This is a genomic window from Streptomyces sp. NPDC055013 (assembly GCF_053608645.1).
On record NZ_JBSGVW010000003.1, the window covers coordinates 77,828 to 97,149 of the forward strand.

The 19,322-nt window shown below is 71.1% G+C and carries 19 protein-coding genes; 8 read left to right on the forward strand and 11 right to left on the reverse strand.

Translation table 11 applies throughout. The annotated features are described in order from the left end of the window. Window positions 1-33: 33 nt before the first annotated feature. From ACWGDB_RS05000 to ACWGDB_RS05025, 6 genes are all read right to left on the reverse strand, one after another. Window positions 34-2,034 carry a beta-galactosidase gene (locus tag ACWGDB_RS05000; RefSeq protein WP_453821138.1) on the reverse strand — a complete coding sequence of 667 codons (2,001 nt, stop codon included), beginning with the start codon at window positions 2,032-2,034 and terminating at the stop codon, window positions 34-36. After that, complete coding sequence (locus tag ACWGDB_RS05005) at window positions 2,031-3,347, reverse strand: glycoside hydrolase family 36 protein (RefSeq protein ID WP_453821139.1); 1,317 nt, start codon at window positions 3,345-3,347, stop codon at window positions 2,031-2,033. Before ACWGDB_RS05005 ends, ACWGDB_RS05000 begins: the two co-directional genes overlap by 4 nt. Before the next feature lie 26 nt (window positions 3,348-3,373). Further along, window positions 3,374-4,264 carry a carbohydrate ABC transporter permease gene (locus ACWGDB_RS05010; protein ID WP_383608046.1) on the reverse strand — a complete coding sequence of 297 codons (891 nt, stop codon included), beginning with the start codon at window positions 4,262-4,264 and terminating at the stop codon, window positions 3,374-3,376. Further along, window positions 4,261-5,238, reverse strand: a complete 978-nt coding sequence (locus ACWGDB_RS05015) for a carbohydrate ABC transporter permease (RefSeq protein WP_453821140.1) — start codon at window positions 5,236-5,238, stop codon at window positions 4,261-4,263. The genes ACWGDB_RS05010 and ACWGDB_RS05015 overlap by 4 nt, the downstream gene beginning before the upstream one ends. Window positions 5,239-5,243: 5 nt before the next feature. After that, window positions 5,244-6,557 (reverse strand): ABC transporter substrate-binding protein, encoded by a 1,314-nt coding sequence (locus tag ACWGDB_RS05020; protein WP_453821141.1) that lies wholly within the window; start codon window positions 6,555-6,557, stop codon window positions 5,244-5,246. A 266-nt stretch (window positions 6,558-6,823) separates the two neighbouring features. Next, window positions 6,824-8,566, reverse strand: coding sequence for a copper resistance CopC/CopD family protein (locus ACWGDB_RS05025; protein WP_453821142.1), 1,743 nt, complete (start codon window positions 8,564-8,566; stop codon window positions 6,824-6,826). A 249-nt stretch (window positions 8,567-8,815) separates the two neighbouring features. Between ACWGDB_RS05025 and ACWGDB_RS05030 the strand changes: the two genes are divergently transcribed. Beyond that, window positions 8,816-9,403 (forward strand): SUKH-4 family immunity protein, encoded by a 588-nt coding sequence (locus tag ACWGDB_RS05030; RefSeq protein ID WP_453821143.1) that lies wholly within the window; start codon window positions 8,816-8,818, stop codon window positions 9,401-9,403. Between the two features lie 64 nt (window positions 9,404-9,467). On the opposite strand, the gene ACWGDB_RS05035 is transcribed toward ACWGDB_RS05030, so the two are convergent. From ACWGDB_RS05035 to ACWGDB_RS05050, 4 genes are read right to left on the reverse strand one after another with little or no spacing between them, the layout of a single operon-like run. Beyond that, window positions 9,468-10,241, reverse strand: coding sequence for an SDR family NAD(P)-dependent oxidoreductase (locus tag ACWGDB_RS05035; protein ID WP_453821144.1), 774 nt, complete (start codon window positions 10,239-10,241; stop codon window positions 9,468-9,470). Further along, window positions 10,238-10,711 (reverse strand): cupin domain-containing protein, encoded by a 474-nt coding sequence (locus tag ACWGDB_RS05040; protein ID WP_453821145.1) that lies wholly within the window; start codon window positions 10,709-10,711, stop codon window positions 10,238-10,240. The genes ACWGDB_RS05035 and ACWGDB_RS05040 overlap by 4 nt, the downstream gene beginning before the upstream one ends. Beyond that, the gene (locus ACWGDB_RS05045; protein WP_453821146.1) at window positions 10,708-11,331 is read right to left on the reverse strand and encodes a GNAT family N-acetyltransferase; all 624 of its coding nucleotides are present in this window, start codon (window positions 11,329-11,331) and stop codon (window positions 10,708-10,710) included. Before ACWGDB_RS05045 ends, ACWGDB_RS05040 begins: the two co-directional genes overlap by 4 nt. Then, window positions 11,324-13,492: a penicillin acylase family protein gene (locus ACWGDB_RS05050; protein WP_453821147.1), complete on the reverse strand. Its 2,169-nt coding sequence runs from the start codon at window positions 13,490-13,492 to the stop codon at window positions 11,324-11,326. Before ACWGDB_RS05050 ends, ACWGDB_RS05045 begins: the two co-directional genes overlap by 8 nt. 77 nt (window positions 13,493-13,569) lie before the next feature. Here ACWGDB_RS05050 and ACWGDB_RS05055 point away from each other — a divergent pair, with 77 nt between their 5' ends. From ACWGDB_RS05055 to ACWGDB_RS05075, 5 genes are all read left to right on the forward strand, one after another. Further along, a complete protein-coding gene (locus ACWGDB_RS05055) occupies window positions 13,570-14,289 on the forward strand; it encodes a siderophore-interacting protein (RefSeq protein ID WP_453821148.1) in 720 nt (239 codons plus the stop codon). Between the two features lie 77 nt (window positions 14,290-14,366). Next, window positions 14,367-14,960, forward strand: a complete 594-nt coding sequence (locus tag ACWGDB_RS05060) for an HhH-GPD-type base excision DNA repair protein (protein ID WP_453821149.1) — start codon at window positions 14,367-14,369, stop codon at window positions 14,958-14,960. 61 nt (window positions 14,961-15,021) lie between these two features. Further along, the gene (locus ACWGDB_RS05065) at window positions 15,022-15,687 is read left to right on the forward strand and encodes an HdeD family acid-resistance protein (RefSeq protein ID WP_453821150.1); all 666 of its coding nucleotides are present in this window, start codon (window positions 15,022-15,024) and stop codon (window positions 15,685-15,687) included. Window positions 15,688-15,785: 98 nt separating this feature from the next. Then, window positions 15,786-16,118, forward strand: coding sequence for a hypothetical protein (locus ACWGDB_RS05070; RefSeq protein WP_453821151.1), 333 nt, complete (start codon window positions 15,786-15,788; stop codon window positions 16,116-16,118). A gap of 47 nt (window positions 16,119-16,165) precedes the next feature. Then, entirely contained in the window at window positions 16,166-16,291 is a 126-nt protein-coding gene (locus ACWGDB_RS05075) for a hypothetical protein (RefSeq protein WP_453821152.1), read from the forward strand. 30 nt (window positions 16,292-16,321) lie between these two features. Here the strand turns inward: ACWGDB_RS05075 and ACWGDB_RS05080 are convergent, their stop codons facing one another. Next, complete coding sequence (locus tag ACWGDB_RS05080; RefSeq protein ID WP_453821153.1) at window positions 16,322-17,974, reverse strand: helicase HerA-like domain-containing protein; 1,653 nt, start codon at window positions 17,972-17,974, stop codon at window positions 16,322-16,324. A 193-nt stretch (window positions 17,975-18,167) separates the two neighbouring features. Here ACWGDB_RS05080 and ACWGDB_RS05085 point away from each other — a divergent pair, with 193 nt between their 5' ends. Next, window positions 18,168-18,464 (forward strand): type II toxin-antitoxin system VapB family antitoxin, encoded by a 297-nt coding sequence (locus tag ACWGDB_RS05085; protein WP_003999914.1) that lies wholly within the window; start codon window positions 18,168-18,170, stop codon window positions 18,462-18,464. Between the two features lie 137 nt (window positions 18,465-18,601). Further along, window positions 18,602-19,216 (forward strand): LytR C-terminal domain-containing protein, encoded by a 615-nt coding sequence (locus tag ACWGDB_RS05090; protein ID WP_427843915.1) that lies wholly within the window; start codon window positions 18,602-18,604, stop codon window positions 19,214-19,216. Window positions 19,217-19,322 lie beyond the last annotated feature (106 nt).

Consider the following 19,322-nt stretch of genomic DNA (forward strand, 5'->3'; position numbering starts at 1 on the left):
GATTTCCCGCCACCCTGCCACATGGCGGGACGCTCAGCGCGGCTCGCGCACCACCGCCGCCTCCCCCGCCGGAACACTGACCGAACCCGGCACCGGCTTCCCGGTCAGCAGTTCCGTGGCGTCCGACGCGACAGCCACGTGGACGGGACGGTCGGTGTGGTTGATGAGGAAGAGGTAATCGGCGTCCGCGCCCCGCCGCGAGGCCGCCTCGACGCCCTGCGGGGTGCTGCGCACCGGCTCCACTCCCGCCTCCCGCCGGATGCGGTCCAGGAGCGCGGCCAGGGTCTGCGGGTCGGGAAGGGTCGCCACGTACCAACTCACCCCGGAACCGGTGCTGTTGCGCGTCACCGCCGGTACACCGCTCAGCGGCCCGGTCGTGTACGACTCGACCGGCTCGGCGCCGGACAGCCGTACCCGCTCCGACCACAGGGTCCCCGTACCGCCCCCGCTCAGCCCGACCGGCTCCCCCGGCAGCAGCGGGAACAGCTCGTCGGTCCGTACCCCGAGCGCCTCCCGGAACGCGCCCGGGTAACCGCCCAGCCGGACATGGCAGTTCTCGTCGACCGCGCCGCTGTGGAAGCCGACCGCCAGGGTGCCGCCGTCCGCCGCGAAGGCCGTCAGATTCCGCGCGCCCTCGTCGTCCACCAGGTACAGCGAGGGGGCCAGCACCATCCGGTAGGCCGACAGATCCGCGTCGGGGCGTACGAAGTCCACCGCGATGCCCGCCCGCCACAGCGGCTCGTACCAGGCGCGGACCAGGTCCTGGAAGCGGAGCTCGGCACTCGGCTGGGAGGGGAGTTCCATCGCCCAGCGGGAGTTCCAGTCCCAGACGATGGCCACCTGGGCCGGGACGGTACTGCCCCTGACCTCCGCCAGCGCCCGCAGATCCGCGCCGAGCCGGACCACGTCCCGCCAGATCCGGCTGTCCGTGCCGGCGTGCGGAAGCATCGCCGAGTGCCACTGTTCGGCACCCGCCTTCGCCGCCCGCCACTGGAAGTACGCGATGCCGTCGGCGCCCCGGGCCACATGGGCGAGGGCATTGCGCCGCAGCTCGCCGGGCCCCTTGGCCCGGTTGACCGGCTGCCAGTTCACCGCGCCCGTCGAGTGCTCCATCAGCAGCCAGGGGCCGCCCGCGAGGGAGCGGACCAGGTCGCCGCTGAGCGCGATGTCGATCTCGGACTCGGGATCGGCCGACCGGAGGTAGTGGTCGTTGGAGACGATGTCCGGCTTCGGGGCCCAGCGCCAGTAGTCGAGGGCGTCGAAGTTGTACATCACCATGAAGTTGGTGGTGGCGGGGATCTGAGGGGCCGCCGCCAGCAGCACCTCGCGCTCCGCCTCGTACAGCGAGAGCAGCTCGTCGCTGCAGAAGCGGCGCCAGTCGAGCCGATGGGTGGGGTTCGGGACGGCGCCGGTGGGGCGGGGCGGGAGGATCTCGTCCCAGTCGTAGTACCACTGGCTCCAGAAGCGGGTGCCCCAGGCGTCGTTGAGGGCGGCCAGGTCGTCCTCGTACCGCCTGCGCAGCCAGCGCCGGAAGGCGGCCGCGCTCTCGTCGCAGTGGCACTCGGCGTTGTGGCAGCCGTACTCGTTGTGGACGTGCCACATCGCCAGCGCCGGGTGGTCCGCGTACCTGGCGGCCAGCGCACGCGCGATGCGCAGGGCGGCCTCCCGGTAGGCGGGGCTCGACGGGCAGAACGTCTGGCGGCTGCCGTACGACAGCCCCCTGCCGTCCTTGTCCACGGGCAGCGCCTCGGGGTGGGCGCGGAAGAACCACGCCGGGGGCGCCGCCGTCGGGGTCGCGAGGTCGGCCGCGATGCCATGGGCGTGCAGCAGGTCGAGGACGCGGTCCAGGAGGGAGAAGTCGTACTCGCCCTCCTTCGGCTCCAGCAGTGCCCAGGAGAAGATGCCGACGCTGACCATGGTGACCCCGGCCTCGCGCATCAGGCGCATGTCCTCGGCCCAGACCTCCTCGGGCCACTGCTCGGGGTTGTAGTCGCCGCCGTAGGCGATGCCGGGGACGGACAGTTCGCGCTTCACCGGGCGGCTCCCCCGAGGAGGCGGCGGGTGGTGGCCACGCCCCACTCGTCGAGCGAGAGCAGCCGGTCGCTGGACACCATCAGGCCGCCCGTCGCCTCGACATGTGCCGCCCACTGTTCCCGGGTCTCCACGGCCGGGCGGGCCATCAGGCAATCGGGGTCGTTGGTCCAGAGGCGCCCGTGCTGCCACTGGCGGCCGACGCCGGTGAACTCGGCGGGGTCCTGGCCGGGTTGGCTGTGGTCGTCGGCCTCGGGGCGGCGGTGCGGGGCCGTGTCGGGGCTGACCCGCATCGCGTCGAACAGGCCGATGGACGCGAGCAGGGGCGCCCCGCAGCCCAGCAGGTAGGCGTCCGCGCCGATGGCCTCGCGGATCAGCTCGATCCCGGAGCGGTACGCCGTCAGCGCGTCGGCGTCCGGGTCGTGCCGTACGCCGTCCAGGGCGCCCGCGTAGAGGAAGTCGGCCTTGAAGTAGTCGTAGCCCTCGTCGCGCAGGGTCCGGAAGACCTCCGTCAGATACGCCGCCGCCTCGGGGTGCGTGGTGTCCAGGACGCGCAGGTCGTGGCCCCAGTTGCGGCCGGCGTGCGTGAAGCCGCCGTCGGCGGTGCGCACCAGCCACTCGGGGTGCTCGGCGGCCAGGTCGCTCGCCGGGTCGACCAGGAAGGGAGCCGTCCAGATGCCGGCGCGGCGGCCGCGGGCGCGGATGGCGTCGGCGATGCCCGCGCGGGAGCGGAACCGGCCGGAGAGGGTGAGCCAGTCGCCGAGGGCCTTCTGGTAGCCGTCGTCGATCTGGACGACGTCGATGGGCAGGTCGAGGGTGTCCATCGCGCGGAGGTTCTCGTGGATGTCGTCCTCGGTGACGGCGGTGAAGTACTCGTACCAGGAGCACCAGACGGTGGGCGCCGGGCGGGGGGCCTCGCCCCCGAGAGCCGCGGCCCAGTCCGCCAGCACGGCCCGGATGTCCGTGCCCGTCCACTCCTTCACCGGGCCGTCGGCGCTGACCTGCGCCGTGTTCCCGTCGACGACCAGGCGGATCGACGGCACCGCGCGCGTCGGCTCGACGGCCGCCCACAGACGTACGGCTGAGCCGTCGCCGGGGTCCAGGGCCAGCAGCCCCTCTCCCTGGAAGGCTCCCTCGGGAACGGTGACGCCGGGCCGGTAACAGACCGTCGCCCAGTTGTCGTTGGCCGGACGGTACGGCTTCTCGCCGAGGGCGTAGGAGCCACTGGGGCTCCAGGACTGCCAGCCCTCCTCGTGGACACGGGCGTGGGCCGTGTCCACGGGCACGGAGGCGACGGGGGTGAAGGGGTGGTGCACGGGTGTCTCTTTCAAGAAGGGGGCCGTCAGCCCTTGTTGGCGCCCAGCGTCAGTCCGCTGACGAACTGCCGCTGGAGCACGAAGTACACGATCAGCGTGGGGATCGCGGTGAGCAGGGCGCCGGCGGCGACCAGGTTCGGGTCCGTGAAGTACGCGCCGGTGAGGTTGTTCAGTGCCGAGGTGATCGGCATGTTCTCGCCGGTCGAGATCAGGACGAGGGCCCAGAAGAAGTCGTTGTAGATCCAGATGGACAGCAACGTCGCCAGGGCCGCCATCGCCGGGCGGCACAGCGGCAGCACGATCTGCCAGTACTGCCGCCACACCGAGGCGCCGTCCACGAGCGCGGCCTCGGTCAGCTCGTGCGGCAGCGAGCGCATGTAGTTGCTGAGCACGAAGGCGCAGAAGCCCGACTGGAAAGCGACATGAATCAACACCAGGCCGAGCGCGGAGTCGTAGAGCTTGCCGCTCATCGTGATGCCGGGCAGGTCGACCAGCAGGTACAGCCGGTACAGCGGGGTGATGATGACCTGCTGCGGCAGCAGGTTGCCCGCCGTGAAGACCAGCAGCAGCGCCAGGTTGATGCGGAAGTCGAAGCGGCTCACGTAGAAGGCGACCATCGAGGACAGGAACAACGTCACCAGCACCGCCGGCACGGCGATGATCATGGTGTTGACGAAGTAGTGGCTCATGTCCGACTGCGTGAAGGCGTTCGTGAAGTTGTCGAAGCTCAGCGTGTCCGGCCAGGACACGTATCCCTTCTCACTCGTCTCCGAGTACGGCCGCAGCGCCGCGTAGATCGCCCAGAGCAGCGGCGCGAGCCAGGCCAGCGCGGCGCCGGCGAGGAAGACGTGCAGCAGGATCCGGGCGGGGCGGACGGGGGCACGCTTCTTGCCGAGCGCGAGGGTGCCGGTGCTCATGCGCGCCGCTCCTTCCGGAAGGTGGCCACCAGGTAGGGGATGATCACGACGAGCGAGATCAGCAGCAGGACGACCGCGATCGCGGAGCCGTATCCGATGCGGCTGGACTCGCCGATGATGTTGTTGGTGACCAGGATCGAGAGCAGTTCGGTGCCCTCGGCGCCCTTGTTGAAGACGAAGACCAGGTCGAAGGCGCGCAGGGCCTCGATGATGGTGACGACCAGGACGACGGTGTTGGTCGGGCGCAGCGTCGGGAAGATGACGTTCTTGAACGTCTGCCACTCGTTCGCGCCGTCGAGCGCGGACGCCTCCCGCAGCGAGGGGTCGACGCCCTTGAGGCCGGCCAGGTAAAGGATCATCATGTAGCCGGTGTGGCGCCAGGAAGCGGCGACGAGGATCGCCCACAGGTTGAGGTCCGGGTCGCCGATCCAGTCGATGTACTTGCCGGGCTCGTTGGCCCCGATGATGCTGTTGATCAGGCCGGTGTCGGGGTTGTAGACGAGCTGCCAGACGAAGCCGATGACGGCCATCGACAGCACCACGGGCAGGAAGAACGCGGTCTGGTACACCCTGCTGAACCGGATCTTCTTGTCCAGCTGCACGGCCAGGAAGAGGCCGAGCGGGGTCGGGATCGCGATCAGGACGACGAACCAGATGACGTTGTGCTGGACGGCGGGCCAGAACTGCGGGTTCTGCTCGAAGAGTTCCTTGAAGTTCTGCAGCCCGACCCACTGGATGGAGTCGAAGCCGATCCCGTCCCAGGTGGTGAAGGCCAGCGCGATCGAGGCCAGCGCCGTCACCCAGACGAGAGCGATGTGCAGGACGGTCGGCAGGCCCGCCATCAGCCCGAGGGTGAGCCGGTCGCGGCGGGTCAGCAGACGGCGGTGCCCGTGGGGCACCTTCTTGGCGGGGGCAGCGCCCGGAGGCGGCACGGCGGCCGCCTCCGGGATCTCCTTGGTGGTTTCTGTGGTCATGTCGATCAGCCGGACGCGAAGATCGTCTTCTTCTGGCGCTCGATCGAGGACAGCAGACTGTCCACGCCCTTGGGGTCGCGGATGAACTTCTGCAGCGCGGGCTGCATCACGGTCGACGTGAAGTCGGGGCGACTGTCACGGTCCATGAACTGCGTCAGGGACTTGGCGCCGGAGATCATGTCGTACGCCTTCTTCTGCAGCGCGGTGTACGACGACGTGTCGGCCTTGGTGGAGGCGTGGACCACGCTCGGGTCGGACTTGAGGTAGATGTCCTCGGCGTCCGGAGTGCCGAGGTACTCCAGCAGCTTGACGGCCTCGGCCTTGTTCTTCGGGCTCTTGCTCATCATGAAGCCGTCGGTCGGCGCCTCGACGGTGTCCTGCCCGAACTCCGGGTCGATCTCCGGGAAGGCGAAGAAGTCCAGGTCGTCCAGGGCGGCCTGGTCGGTGAACTGCTGGGCCACGAAGGTGCCGAGCAGATACATGCCGGCCTTCTTCGAGGCGAGCGTCTGGGCCGCGTCCTGCCAGGTACGGCCGACGGCGCCCTCCTGGTGGTAGGGGAGGATCTCGGTCCACAGGTCGAAGACCTTGCGCACCTTGGCGTCGGTCCAGGAGGCCTTGCCGCCCATCAGGTCGACGTGGAAGTCGTAGCCGTTCTGGCGGAAGTTGATCTGGTCGAAGGTGCCGAGCGCGGGCCAGGCGTCCTTGTCGCCGAAGGCGATCGGGACCAGCTTGTCCTTCTGCATCTGCTTGCACAGCGCCACGAAGTCGTCCCAGGTGGTGGGGACTTCGTAGCCGTTCTCCTCGAAGACGCTCTTCCGGTAGAAGATCGCCCACGGGTACGTGTACAGCGGCACGAAGTAGTACTTGCCGTCCTCGCCCTTGCTGAGCTTCTTCATCGCGTCGGGGAAGTTGCCCCCGATGGTCTGCCACACGTCGTCGATCGGGGTGGCGAGGCCCTTGGCCGCGAAGAACTGCATCCGGTAGCCGGCGAACCAGGTGAACACGTCGTCCGGCGTGCCCTGCAGGTAGGAGTTGATCTGCTCCTGGAAGGTGTTGGAGTCCTTGGTGTTCACGTCGACCGTGATGCCGGACTTCTTCTTGTAGGCCGCGTAGATGTCCGCGAACGCCTTCTTCGGCACGGCGTCGGACGCCTTGGAGCCGAGGGTGACGGTCTTCGGGTCGCTCGCCGTGCCACTGCCGCCGCAGGCGCTGAGCAGCGGAATGCCCGCGCCGAGTACGGCGGCGCCACCTATGCCGCGCAGCAGGGTGCGACGACTCGTCGAGGGCAGTGAGAGACCGGAGGGGGAGAGGTGCTGCATCTACGGCTCCTGGGGGCAGGGTTCGATCATGAGGGTTGGACGCGTCGAAGTCCGTCGCAATCGATCAGAAATCAACTTGACCGAACACGGTGGCGCAATAACAGCCGTATGTCCGGTCATGCGTCAAGGGATGTCGATCGACGTTTCGGAAACGTGACCGATATCTCGGATCGAAGTCCGAGCCTCCGGAGCGACTCACGGAGGGGCTGGCGAAGGCAGGAGCGCAGGGAGTGGCGAAGGCAGGGTCGCAGGGAGGGGCGACGGGATCAGCGGATGGTCACGGTCCGGGTCTCGCTCACCTGGTCGACCTCCGACGTCCGCACGGTCACCTTCATCTCCCACTTCCCGGCGAGAGGGAGGCTGAGGAAGCTGTTGCCCCAGTAGCCGCCCTTGTCGGCGAGTGCGGCGTCGATGGGGCCGACGTCCTTGGCCGGCAGGGTGAAGGAGATGCGCAGTTCGGGAACGGTGGCGACGCCTCCGTCGGGGCCGAAGACGATCGCCTCGATGGAGTTGTCGCCGACCCGGCCCGGGTCGAGGGTGATCTGCGCCTTGCCGCGGCCGCCGGGGGTGCCGACGTCGAAGGGGACCACGGTCACGGAGGCGCCGATCACAGCGGGCGCCTGCGCCGCCGCCTCGGCCTGCGCCCGGCCGGGCAGGGTGCTGGTGAGCACCGTGGTGACCGCCAGCACCGCGGCACCCACGGCGACCTCTGCGAGAACGGACCGGCGCAGCGCGCGGCGCTGCGGGTCGTTCGGCGGCGGTACGTCCCCTTCCACCCGCGGCGCCTCGGGCAGCGCGGGCGGCCCGCCGACCGGCTCCGGAACCCGTTCCCGCTCCTTCTCCTCGACGACCGCCTCCGCGTCGGCCGTCGCCAGCCGCGCAGTCCAGCGCCGGGACACGGCCGCCGCCGCGAGCAGCAGAGCCACCGCGACGAGCTTGAGGACCAGGAGCCTGCCGTACGTCGTGCCGGTGAGCGCGTCCCAGGAGCCGAGGCCGCGCCAGGACTGGTAGACGCCGGTGACGACCAGGACGGTCACCGAGGTGAACGCGAGGCGGGAGAAGCGGGTGACCGTGGCCGGGGTCAGGTGGGCGCGGTACAGCGTCGCGAGCAGCGCCGCGAGACCGCCCATCCACACCGCCGTGGCCAGCAGGTGCAGCGCCGAGGACGTCATGGCCACCGGCACCTGGATGCCCGCGGAGGCGTGCTCGCCGGCGGCCCAGGTGACGGCGAGACCGACGGCGAGGGCGGCGCCTGCCCAGCCGTAGGGCTTACGGCGCCCGGTGAGCCGTACGAGATAGACGGCGGCGACCGCCAGGAGGCCCAGTCGGGCCAGCAGGACCGCGCCCGGCCTGCTGCTCACGGTCCGGGTCAGGGCGTCGGCGCTCAGCGCGCCCAGGGGGCCCTCACCCGTCTCGTACGGGGCGCGCAGCACCAGCAGGGCGAGGGTGGCGGCGAGGAGGGTCCACCAGGCGGCCCTCAGCAGCTTGCGGAGCACCGGGGCGTCCGGTGGGCGGCACACCGCCATGAAGGTCGCGGCGCCGATGAGCAGCGCGGCGGCGAGGTAGGCGAGATAGCGGGCGATGTTGTAGAGGGTCTTGGTCGCCGGATCCTCGGCGGGTCCGGTGTCCACGGTGGCCGTCGTCAGGGACGGCTTCCCGACGGAGAACGTGAACGCCCCGGACACCGGGTGGCTGTCGGCCGACACCACCCGCCACGCCACCGTGTACGTGCCCTCGGCCAGCTTTGCGGGCAGCGTCACCCGGGCGGTGTCACCACCGTCCGAGCCGTGCTCCGGCTCACCCGTGCGCAGCCGGCGTCCCTCGGGGTCCAGCACGCGGAAGGAGTCGTCGAGCAGGCCGACGGACTCCGTGAAGGTCAGGTTGAGGTCACGGGGGGCCGACTTGAGGACGGCTCCGTCCTCGGGGTCGGTGGCGCGGAGGGCTGCATGGGCCGACGCGGGGCCGGTCCCGCCGAGGAGGAACAGGACCAGCAGGGTGCCGAGCAGCACCAGCCGTTGAATTCCTCGCCGCCGTTGAACTCGGCGCCGCGGTCGTCGTCGGTCATCGCACCCCACGTGTGTCACATCTCCGTCGTCGGACTCGAGGCCTCGGGGGTATGTACGGACGCGAAGGCCTTCGGGCTCAGCGCGCGCGGCAGCGGTTTTGTCCGCACGGGTGGGCAGAGGCGGCCGAGGGCGGCCATGCGGTTGACTGGATCCGCAACGACCGGACGACGCGCGATTCCTGGGGGCCACGAAGTGCAGGGTAACGACGTTCCGCCGATACCGGACGCGGTATGGCTGGAGGAACGGCTGGGCAAGGGCTCGCTCTGGCGACCGGACGAGGGCGGTCTGCCGGCCGAGCTGACCCATGCCGCTTCGCGGGAGTTCCTGCTCACGGTCGGCTTTCCCACCGTCCACCTCGATGTCGTGGGCATCGACACGAGGCACCTGCGGGACGACGAGGACGGGTTGGAACCGTTCGACGCCGACGAGATCTACGGGCGGCGCCACCCCGATGACGACTCCCCGCCCAAGGACTTCTGCTTCACCATCGCCACCTGGTTCGACCAGCACCTGATGCTCGACGCGGAGTTCGGTGGCATCACCCACTACGACCCCAACGGATGGGACCACGGGGCCGGGTGGAAGGGAGAGGCCGCCGACAGCCTCCCCACGCTGGCCGTGCTGCTCGGTCTGATCGCCGAGTCGAGCGAGGCCCTGGACTCCGCCGACGACGCCGTGCGCGTGGCCGCCGCCACCGATCTGCGCACGCGCATGACCGAGGCCTATTACGTGCTGGACGACTCCGCGTTCTGGGACAGGATCATCGGGTTGTTCGACTGAGGACGCGGCCGACGAGCAGACGTCACCGCGACGCCCTGCGAGAGACGGTCCGCCGGGCGTCTCCTCACCACGTCGGCCGAGCCGACACCCCACCGTCCACCACCAGGTCATGCCCGGTGACCCAGGACGCCAGCCCGGACGCCAGGAACACACACGCGTCCCCCACGTCCTCCGGACGCCCCAGTCGCCCGGTCGGAGCCGCCCGCTCCCAGCGCCGCACTCCCTCCGGCCACGCCTCCTCCAGCCCTTCCCGGTGGATCAGCCCGGGAGAGACCGAGTTCACGCGGATCCCGAAGGGGCCGTACTCCAGCGCGGCCGACCGGGCATGCATCACCACGGCCGCCTTGGACGAGGCGTAGTGGGCGTGCAGGGGCGCCGGCCGCGTCGCCTCGATGGACGCGATGTGGGTCACCGAACCGCCGCCCTCCTGTTCCCGCATCACCTCGGCCGCGGCCTGCGTACACGCGAACACACTCGACAAATTGGTGTCCACGACCGCCCGCCACTCCGCCACCGTCATGCCGGGCAGCTCCCGTGTCGGTTGTACGCCCGCGTTGTTGACCAGCGCGTTCAGCCGCCCGTCACCCCACGCGGCGGCCTCGGCCACCACCCGCCGGCACTCCTGCTCGTGCGCCAGGTCGGCCCGCAGCACGAGCGCCCGGCCACCCGACTCCCGGATCCGGGACGCCACGTCACCCGCCGCCTCCACCGCCGTACGGCAGTGCAGCACGACCGCCGCCCCCTCCTGGGCGAACCGCGTCGCGATCCCGCGCCCGATGCCGCCGCCCGCGCCCGTGACCAGGGCGACCTGTCCTTCTAGGAGTCCGCGTCCGCTCATGGGCGGCACAGTGCCCGGATACGGTCGGCCTCGGCGGGATACCGCGCCGTCAGCTCCGCCAGGTCGCCGTGCTCGTAGCCCTCGTAGGTGAAGCCCGGCGCCATCGTGCAGCCGAAGAAGGCCCAGGACCCGCCTTCCACCACCCGCGCGCCCATCCAGGTTCCGGCGGGAACGGTGAGCTGGATGTGCTGACCCCCTAGGACGTCGGGGCCGAGCACGACGGTGCGGGACGTGCCGTCGGGGGCGAGGAACAGCATTTCGAGCGGGTCGCCCAGGTAGAAGTGCCAGACCTCGTCGGACGGCAGGCGGTGCAGGGCCGAGAAGTCGTCCGCGGTGAGCAGGACGACTATCGCGGTCCCCTGCGGCCGCCCGTCGGGCAGCTCCGGCCCCGCCCAGGTCCGCCGGAACAGCCCGCCCTCACGCGGGATCGGCTCCAGCGAGTAGTGCGCGACAAGGTCTTCGGGGGTCACGCCCGGAAGGCTACCTCCCTCGCCAGGAAGGCGAGTTGGGCCTTCTTCTCCGGGATGTACACGTCCGGGAGGTCGACCTCCGGCAGCACGACCGCCGGGCCGGCCGTGAAGCCCTGCCTGAGGAAGCGGGCGATGGCCTTCTCGTTGCGCACATCGGGGTCCACCACGACCCGCTGCCGGCCCAGCACGCCGAAGACGTACGACGTCATGACGCTCAGGAGAACCGCCGTCCAGCCCGGCTGTCCGCCCTCCGGGCCGGCGGGGGCGAGCAGTAGATGGATACCGATGTCGCCGGGGCGGACGTCGTAGCACTCGCTGACACGGTCGGCCTCCGGGTCGTACGTCTGCAGGAGCGCGACCGGTTCGGTGTCCCGTACGACGAGGAAGGCATGGTGGGTGTCGAGGGTGTCCATGTGGGCGTAGATCCCGGCCACCTGGTCCAGGGTCAGGCCGTTCATGCCCCAGAAGGCGGCGCGTTCCTGGCTGACCCAGCCGTGGACGACCTCGGCGTCGGCCTTCGGGTCCAGGCGCAGCACCCGGACGGTGCCGAAGCCTTCGACGGCCTGTTCGTGAACTGCTTCGCGGACGGGTTCCGTCACGGCGGCGGGCAGGTCAGACATCGGACTCCTTCTCCAGCTCGGTGAAATCGGTGACGACCGGGACCAGATCTCCCCCGGCCCACAGGGGGAGCTGGTCGCGGTGGTGGGGTGAGGCCGGGATGCCGGACGCGCCGAGCGGGACCACCCAGAGGCCGGCCTCGCGGTCGGCCAGGTCCCAGACGTAGCGGGCGGCGGGGCCGCGCGCGCTCAGGTCGGTGAGGCCGGGTACGGCGGAGGTGCACAGCACGCAGTCGTGGTCGCCGGACAGGCCGGGTCCGTCGTACGGAGCGGTGGCGAGCGCCCGCCAGGGGGCGAGGCGGTGGGTGTCGCCCCAAGTGCCGGTGGGCTGCCCGGCCCTCGCGGCGGCCACCTCCTCGACCGCCTCGCGGACGATCCCGGCGCGGTCGATGCCGTACAACTCCTCGGCGCGCAGCAGGTGTTCCAGGGCGAAGCCGACGCGCGGGAGCAGGGCCAGCCAGGGGAGCAGGACCTGCGGATAGGCGGGCGGGGTGGACAGTGCGGCGAAGGCCGGGTGCGCCGCGAGTCGCCGTACGACCGCACTGCGCACCGCGGCGTACCCGGCCGCGGCCGCGCTGTCCGCGTCCATGCGGCGGTCCCAGGCGAGGAGGGTCCGGCGGATGCGGTCGGCTTCGGGGGTGAGGGCGCCGACGGCCCGCAGCATCTCCAGCAAGGGTTCGGCGGAGGCGAGTTGGGTGTCCATGTGGATCGCCGGCATGTCCGCCGCCGACCAGTGGTCCTTCTCCCCCAGCAGGGCCGTGATGCGGTCGGCGCGATGGGGCGGGGCGAACTCGACGCCCAGGGGTGCGGCGATGCCCCGCTGGTTGGCCATGGCGGCGACGCCGTCGGTGAGGCCGCCGCGGGGCGTGTCGTGCCAGCCGCGCCAGTCGTGGCCGGGCTGCCAGGCGGGCACGAGCCGGGTGCGGTTGGCCTCGGAGCGCACCGGCACCTTCCCGGCGACGCGGTGCAGCAGGCCGCCCTCGGTGTCGGCGGCCTGGACGACATTGACGGGCTCGGCCCACAGGTCGACGGCCCGGTCGACGTCGGCGACGCTGCGCGCCCGGAGGAGCGGGAGGAGGGCACTGAAGCCGAGGTCGGCGGTGACGCGGGGCGGGTAGCGGAGGGTGACGGCTAGGGGGCCCTCGGCCACGGCATGCCCAGTGGAGAAACCTTCCTGCAACTCCTCGGGCGCCCCTTCCTGCAGCCCCTCGGACAGCCCCTCCGGCAGCCCCTCGGGCAACCCTTCCGGCCCCCCGATGATCACCGGCCCCCGCTCCGTCTCGATCACCTCGATCTCGACCGGCTCCTCCCCCGCGACCTCCACCACCTCGGTGTGCCGGACGGCCCGCCGCCAGACCCCGTCCGGGTCCAGGGCCTCCACACCCGCCCCGGTCCGCCGCAGCCGCTCCCGGTACAGGTCCTGGTAGTCGGCCATGGCGTTGGTGATGGCCCAGGCGACCGCGCCGGTGTGGCCGAAGTGGGCGATGCCGGGGACGCCGGGGACGGCGAGGCCGATGACGTCGAACTCGGGGCAGGAGAGGTGGATCTGCTGGTAGACCCCGGGCTCCTCGATGAAGCGGTGCGGGTCACCGGCGATGATCGCGTGCCCGGTGACGGTCCGGTCGCCGCTCACCAGCCAGCCGTTGCTGCCGGAGGTGGCGGGCCCGTCGGCGGCGAACAGCCCGACCGCGTCGGCGCCGAGATGCCGGACGACCTGCTCACGCCAGAGCTTGGCCGGGAAGCCCGCGAAGAGGATGTGGATGCCGAGCCAGACGCCGAGCGGGGTCCAGGGTTCCCAGCGGCCTGGGGCGAGCCCGGCCTGCGCGAACTCCGGGCTGCGGCGGGCGCCTTCGGCCAGACTCTCGTTGACCCCGTCGACGTACGCCCGCACCCACCCCGACGTCTGCGGGTCCTGTCTCTCCAACGCTTCGAAACAACGTCTCGCCGTGTCGTCGAGGCGGGCCCGTCTGACGAAGCGGTCCCAGGGCAGGGCCTCGGCGCCGAGGAAGGACGCGGAGGTGCCCTGGGACCGGTGCCGCTCCACCTCCAGCTGCCAGGCCCGGTCGAGGGCGGTGACCCGGCCCTGTACCCGGGCGAGTTCTCTCGCTCCGTCGGCGCGGAGATGCGGTATGCCCCAGGCATCACGGAAGATCTCGCCGGTCACCTGTGCCCCTCCTTTGCTTTAGGTTAGGCTTCCCTAAGTTATTGGTGCGGGAATCGTACGCGAAGGGTGAAGACACCATGGGACAGGGGCACGGCTGGGAGGGCGCGGTCCTGAAGCTGCTGCGCGCCAAGGACTTCGTCTTCACGGTGACGGGCGCCGAGGACGTCACGCCGCTGTACCGCCGTGTCCACCTCACCGACGGCGGCATGCTCGCGGTGACCGGCGTCCACCCCACGATGTGGGTCCGCCTGTGGTTCGACAACGCGGGCAAGCCCCACCAGCGGGCGTACACCCTGGTCGACGCGGATCCGGCGGCCGGCACCTTCAGCCTGGAGTTCGCCCTGCACGAGGGGTGCGCGAGCGACTGGGCGCGGGCGGCGAAGCCCGGGGACACGATCGAGGCGACCGTCCACGGCACGGGCTTCGCCCACCCCGACCCGGCGCCCTCCCACGTCTTCGCCATCGCGGACACGGCCTCCCTCCCCGCCCTCAACTCCCTCCTCACCACCCTGGACTCGGCACCCGCGACGGTGTGGTTCGAGGGCGAGCGGGACGGCCTGCCCTTCCGGACGGCCGAGTCCCGCCACGACGTTCGGACGCTGCCCAGGCGCGACGCCGGGGCCCACCTGGTCACCCAGGTGAAGGAGGCCCTGCCCGACCTCCTCAAGAGCACTGCGGAGCCGTACGTCTGGATCGCCTGCGACACGGCGACGACCCGCGCCCTGACCTCCTACGTCCGCAGGGAGCTGGGCCTGCCGAAGCAGCGGGTGAACGCGCTGGGGTATTGGCGCCCCTGACCGGGCAGGGACGCGGACCCCTTGCGCGTCCCTGCCCCCGCGCGCGTGCGGACGGCACGCGCGGGATGATCGGGGTCATGGACGTCACCCTGCATCTCGCCCAGGACCCCGAGGCCGACGCACTCCTCGGCCGCAGCCCGCTCGCCGCGCTGGTCGGCATGCTGCTGGACCAGCAGGTCCCGATGGAGTGGGCGTTCAAGGGCCCCCGCACGATCGCGGACCGGCTCGGCGCGGACGACCTCGACGCGCACGACATCGCGGCCCAGGACCCGGACGCCTTCGTGGCCCTGCTGTCCGAGAAGCCGGCCGTGCACCGCTACCCGGGGTCCATGGCCAAGCGGATCCAGCAGCTGTGCCAGTACCTCGTCGAGCACTACGACGGCGAGGCCGAGCTGGTCTGGAAGGGCGTCGCCGACGGACGCGAACTGCTGCGCCGCCTGGAGGACCTGCCCGGCTTCGGCAAGCAGAAGGCCCAGATCTTCCTCGCCCTCCTCGGCAAGCAACTGGGGGTACGCCCCACCGGCTGGGAGGAGGCCGCGGGCGCCTACGGCGAACCGCGGTCGTTCCGTTCCGTCGCCGACATCACGGGGCCCGACTCTCTGACCAAGGTGCGGGCGCACAAGCAGGAGATGAAGGCGGCGGCGAAGGCGGCCAAGGCCGCACGCAAGTAGGCGTCATTCGACTGGCCCGTCCCGCCTGGCGGACCGGACGGCCCCGTTCCCAGCATGGAGCATGACCGAGGCCCCGAACGGGTCCCCGTGGAGCCGTGACTACGACGACCGTCGTGTGCACTCCGGCCACGCACCGGGGACGTCCCATGAGCCCGAGCCGCCCTTCGAGGGCCCCCTGCACGCCCTGTCCCGGGCCGCCTGGCAGGTCGTCCTGGTCACCGGCGTCGCCTCCCTGGTCCTGGGCGTCTTCGTCCTGGTCTGGCCGGACGCCTCGCTCCGGATCGCCGGGATCCTCTTCGGCCTCTACCTCCTGATCAGCGGCGTCTTCCAGCTGGTCGCCGCTTTCGGCACCCACCGCACGACCTCGCTGCGGGTGCTGGCCTTCGTCAGCGGCGCCGTGTCGATCCTGCTCGGCCTGTTCTGCTTCCGCGGCCCGATGCAGTCGGTCCTGCTGCTCGCCCTGTGGATCGGCATCGGCTGGCTCTTCCGCGGCGTCGCCCAGACCCTGGCCGCCGCCTCCGACCAGTCCGTGCCGGCCCGCGGCTGGCAGATCCTCCTCGGGATCGTCACCTTCCTCGCCGGGATCGTACTGATCGTCTCGCCGGTCGAGTCGCTCACCGTGCTGATGGTGCTCGCCGGCTGCTGGCTCATGGCGGTGGGCCTCGTCGAGATCGTCATCGCGCTGCGGCTGCGCGGGACGGCCCGTCAGGTGCCGCGCGAACTGTGACACGCACAGTGATACCCACCCCTGCCCCCTACGCCGTGCGGGCGGTTCTCACGCCGGACGGGATGAACGCCGTACGGCGGGCGGGGAGATGACCTTCCGTGAGTACCGCGAGTACCGCACGACGCCACTTGCGCAGCCGGGCCTGGCTGCGGGTCCTCGTGCTGCTGCTCGCGTTGCTGGTGCCGGGCGCGCACGCCCAGGCACACGCCCTGCCCGTCACGGCCGGCGTCTCCAGCGAGGTCGCCGAGCACGACGCCCTCGACACGGCCCTGCGGCCGGCGGCCCGTGCCGACCGGCGCAACGCCGTACGGAGGCGTCCGGCCCCGCCCCCGAGGCCGGCGCCCGGCGCCCCACCGGCCCCTCGGTCCTGCGCACCGCCCGGGCAGCCGTACGTCCCGCACATCCTGCGCACCGTGGTCCTGCGCTGCTGACAGACCCCAGCCACGAGGTCCGTCAGTACGACGCAAGGAGCACAGTCATGCCCACCGACCACTACGCCGTCCTGCGCGCCCTGCTGCGCGCCGAGGCCGTACGCAACACGCCGACGCCACAGGTGAAGAAGGCCAAGCCGCAGGTTCCCCCGAAGGTCCGGGAGCGCGGCTGACGCGGGCGCGGCGGAGGCGGGCTCTCCAGGTCACCGCCTCCGCCGCGCCGTGCCGAACAGCGACCGGGAGATCTCCCGCCCGATCTGCGTACCGACCGACCGAGCCAGGGACTTGAACATGCCGCTGCCCACGACCTGCTCGACGACGGAGGACTCCTCCTTCTGCCGGGCCCGCCGGTCCGCCGCTCCCGTCGCCTCGCGGATCTCGTCGGGCCCCTTCCCACCGCGCGGCTCACGCATCTCGTCCGGGCCCTTGCCGCCACGCGACTGGAGCCGCTCGTACGCCGACTCCCTGTCCACAGCCTGTGCATATCGCCCGTACAGCGCGGACGCCGTCACCGCCTGCTCCAGCGCGCCGGCCCCGACCGGCCCCATCAGCGACTCGGGGGCCCGCAGCCGGGTCGCGGCGACCGGTGTCGGGGCGCCCTTCTCGCTGAGCACCGTCACCACGGCCTCGCCGGTGCCGAGGCCGGTGAGGAGCTCCTCCAGGTCGTACGCCGAGTTGGGGAAGGTCTTCACCGTGGCCTTGAGCGCCTTCTGATCGTCGGGCGTGAAGGCGCGCAGTGCGTGCTGGATGCGGTTGCCGAGCTGGCCGAGCACATCGGCGGGGACGTCCTTCGGTGTCTGCGTCACGAAGAAGACGCCGACCCCTTTCGAGCGAATCAGACGCACGGTCTGCGTGATCGAGTCCAGGAAGGCCTTGGACGCGTCGTCGAACAGCAGATGCGCCTCGTCGAAGAAGAACACCAGCTTCGGCCTGTCGGCGTCCCCGACCTCGGGCAGGTCATGGAAGAGGTCCGCGAGCAGCCACATCAGGAAGGTCGAGAACAGCTGCGGTCTGTCCTGTACGGCGGCCAGCTCGAGGACCGACACGACGCCCCGCCCCTGCGGTGCCGTCCGCAGGAACTCGCTCGTGTCGAACTCCGGCTCCCCGAAGAAGTCCGCCATGCCCTGCGCCTCGAAGGCGGTCAGGGACCGCAGGATCACCCCGGCGGTGGCGGTCGAGAGCCCGCCGATGTTCCTGAGCTCTCCCTTGCCCTCGTCCGAGGTGAGGAAGGCGACGACCGCCCTGAGGTCCTTGAGGTCGACCAGCTCCAGGCCCTTGGTGTCGGCGTAGTGGAAGATCAGGCCGAGGGACTGCTCCTGGGTCTGGTTGAGCTGGAGGACCTTGGACAGCAGGACCGGGCCGAAGCTGGTCACCGTGGCCCGTACGGGGATGCCGTGGCCGATGCCACCGAGGGCGTAGAACTCGGCGGGGAAGCCGGTCGCCGTCCACTCCTGGTGGACCTCGGAGGCACGCGAGCGCACCTTGTCGTTCGGCTGCCCCGGCGCCGCGACCCCGGACAGGTCGCCCTTGATGTCCGCCAGGAACACCGGCACACCCTGCGCCGACAGCTGCTCGGCGATCAGCTGGAGCGTCTTGGTCTTGCCGGTGCCGGTGGCGCCCGCGACCAGGCCGTGCCGGTTCAGCATGGGCAACGGCACCCGGACCTGCGCGTCGGGCAGGCACCGGCCGTCCCAGAGCAGGGCGCCCAGATCGAGGGCGGGGCCGCCGAAGGCATACCCGGCGGCGATCTCCAGTGCCTCCCGCGGCAGCGCGGCGGCACTGCCCCGCACCTCGGGAGCCCCGGTCGACGACACGGTCCCCGAACCTCCCTTGGCCCTGCTCTCTCGCTCACTCATGCCAGCCCTCCGCCCACTGAAATTCCGACGTACCCCCCGTTCGGAGCAACCCCTCGCACCACCCCGTCTCCCCGTCGTTCCGGCCGTCGCCGTCTCGATCTTTGCCGTTTCATTCCATTTGCCCCGGCTTTTCCAGCGTCGCACTGCGTCGCCATGGCTGCGCCCGGAAGGTCTTGACCGGTAGGCTTTCCGTGTGATCTTCAAGCGCATCGGAAACGGCCGGCCGTACCCCGACCACGGCCGGGAAAGCACCCGGCAGTGGGCGGACGTCGCGCCGCGCCCGGTCCGCCTCGATCAGCTCGTGACGACCAAGGGTCAGCTCGATCTGGAAACCCTGCTCGCCGAGGACTCCACGTTCTACGGCGACCTCTTCGCGCACGTCGTGAAGTGGCAGGGCGACCTGTATCTGGAGGACGGCCTCCACCGCGCGGTGCGCGCGGCGCTGCAGCAGCGCCAGGTGCTGCACGCGCGCGTCCTCGAACTGGACTGAACCCGGGTCGGCGCGCCCTCCTGGCGTCACTCGTTGGCCCTTTCGGGTAGGACCGGGCGGGATCGAATGATCATCTAGTAGGCATTGCCGCTCGGGCGCACTACGCTGCGCCCATGAGCATGCTGACTCCCCCGGGCATGGGCGGCCAGTACCGGATCAAGGGGGACAAGTACCCGCGAATGCGCCGTCCTCGGCGGCGCGGCAGGCTCGTCGTCCTCACCGTCGCCTCGGCCGCCGTACTAGGCATGATCGGCTGGGGCACGCTGCAGCTCATCGATGTCTTCACGGACGGCGGAAAGGCATCCGCGGCCGGTCCGAAGGCCGACTGCGGGTCCCGCGCGACGCCCTCGGCCAGTGCGGCGGCGCCGCTGCCCAAGCCGGGCAAGATCACCGTCAACGTCTTCAACGCCACAACACGCAGCGGGCTCGCCAAGCAGACCGCGGACGAGCTGAAGAAGCGCGGCTTCAAGATCGGCGACGTGGGCAACGCGGCCAAGGAGTACGACAAGAAGGTCAAGGGCACCGGGCTGCTGCTCGGCCCGTCCTCGGCCCTGGACACCGCGCTGCCCGTCCTCGGCACCCAGCTCGGCACCGCCGAGCGCCGCACCGACCCCGCGCGCAAGGGCCCGGCCGTCGACCTGATCATCGGCAACGGCTTCAAGGAGCTCACGAAGAAGGCGGACGCCGACAAGGCGCTGACCGCACTGGCCAACCCCGAGCCGACGCCCGACGCTTCGAAGCAAGGCTGCTGAGCAACACCGCCAGGGGGCGGGGGCTGTGCGTGCCGTGCGGTTCCGCCGCGCGGGCGCGACCAGCCATGACCGGCCCGCAGCCGCCACACATCCGCACCCCTACGGC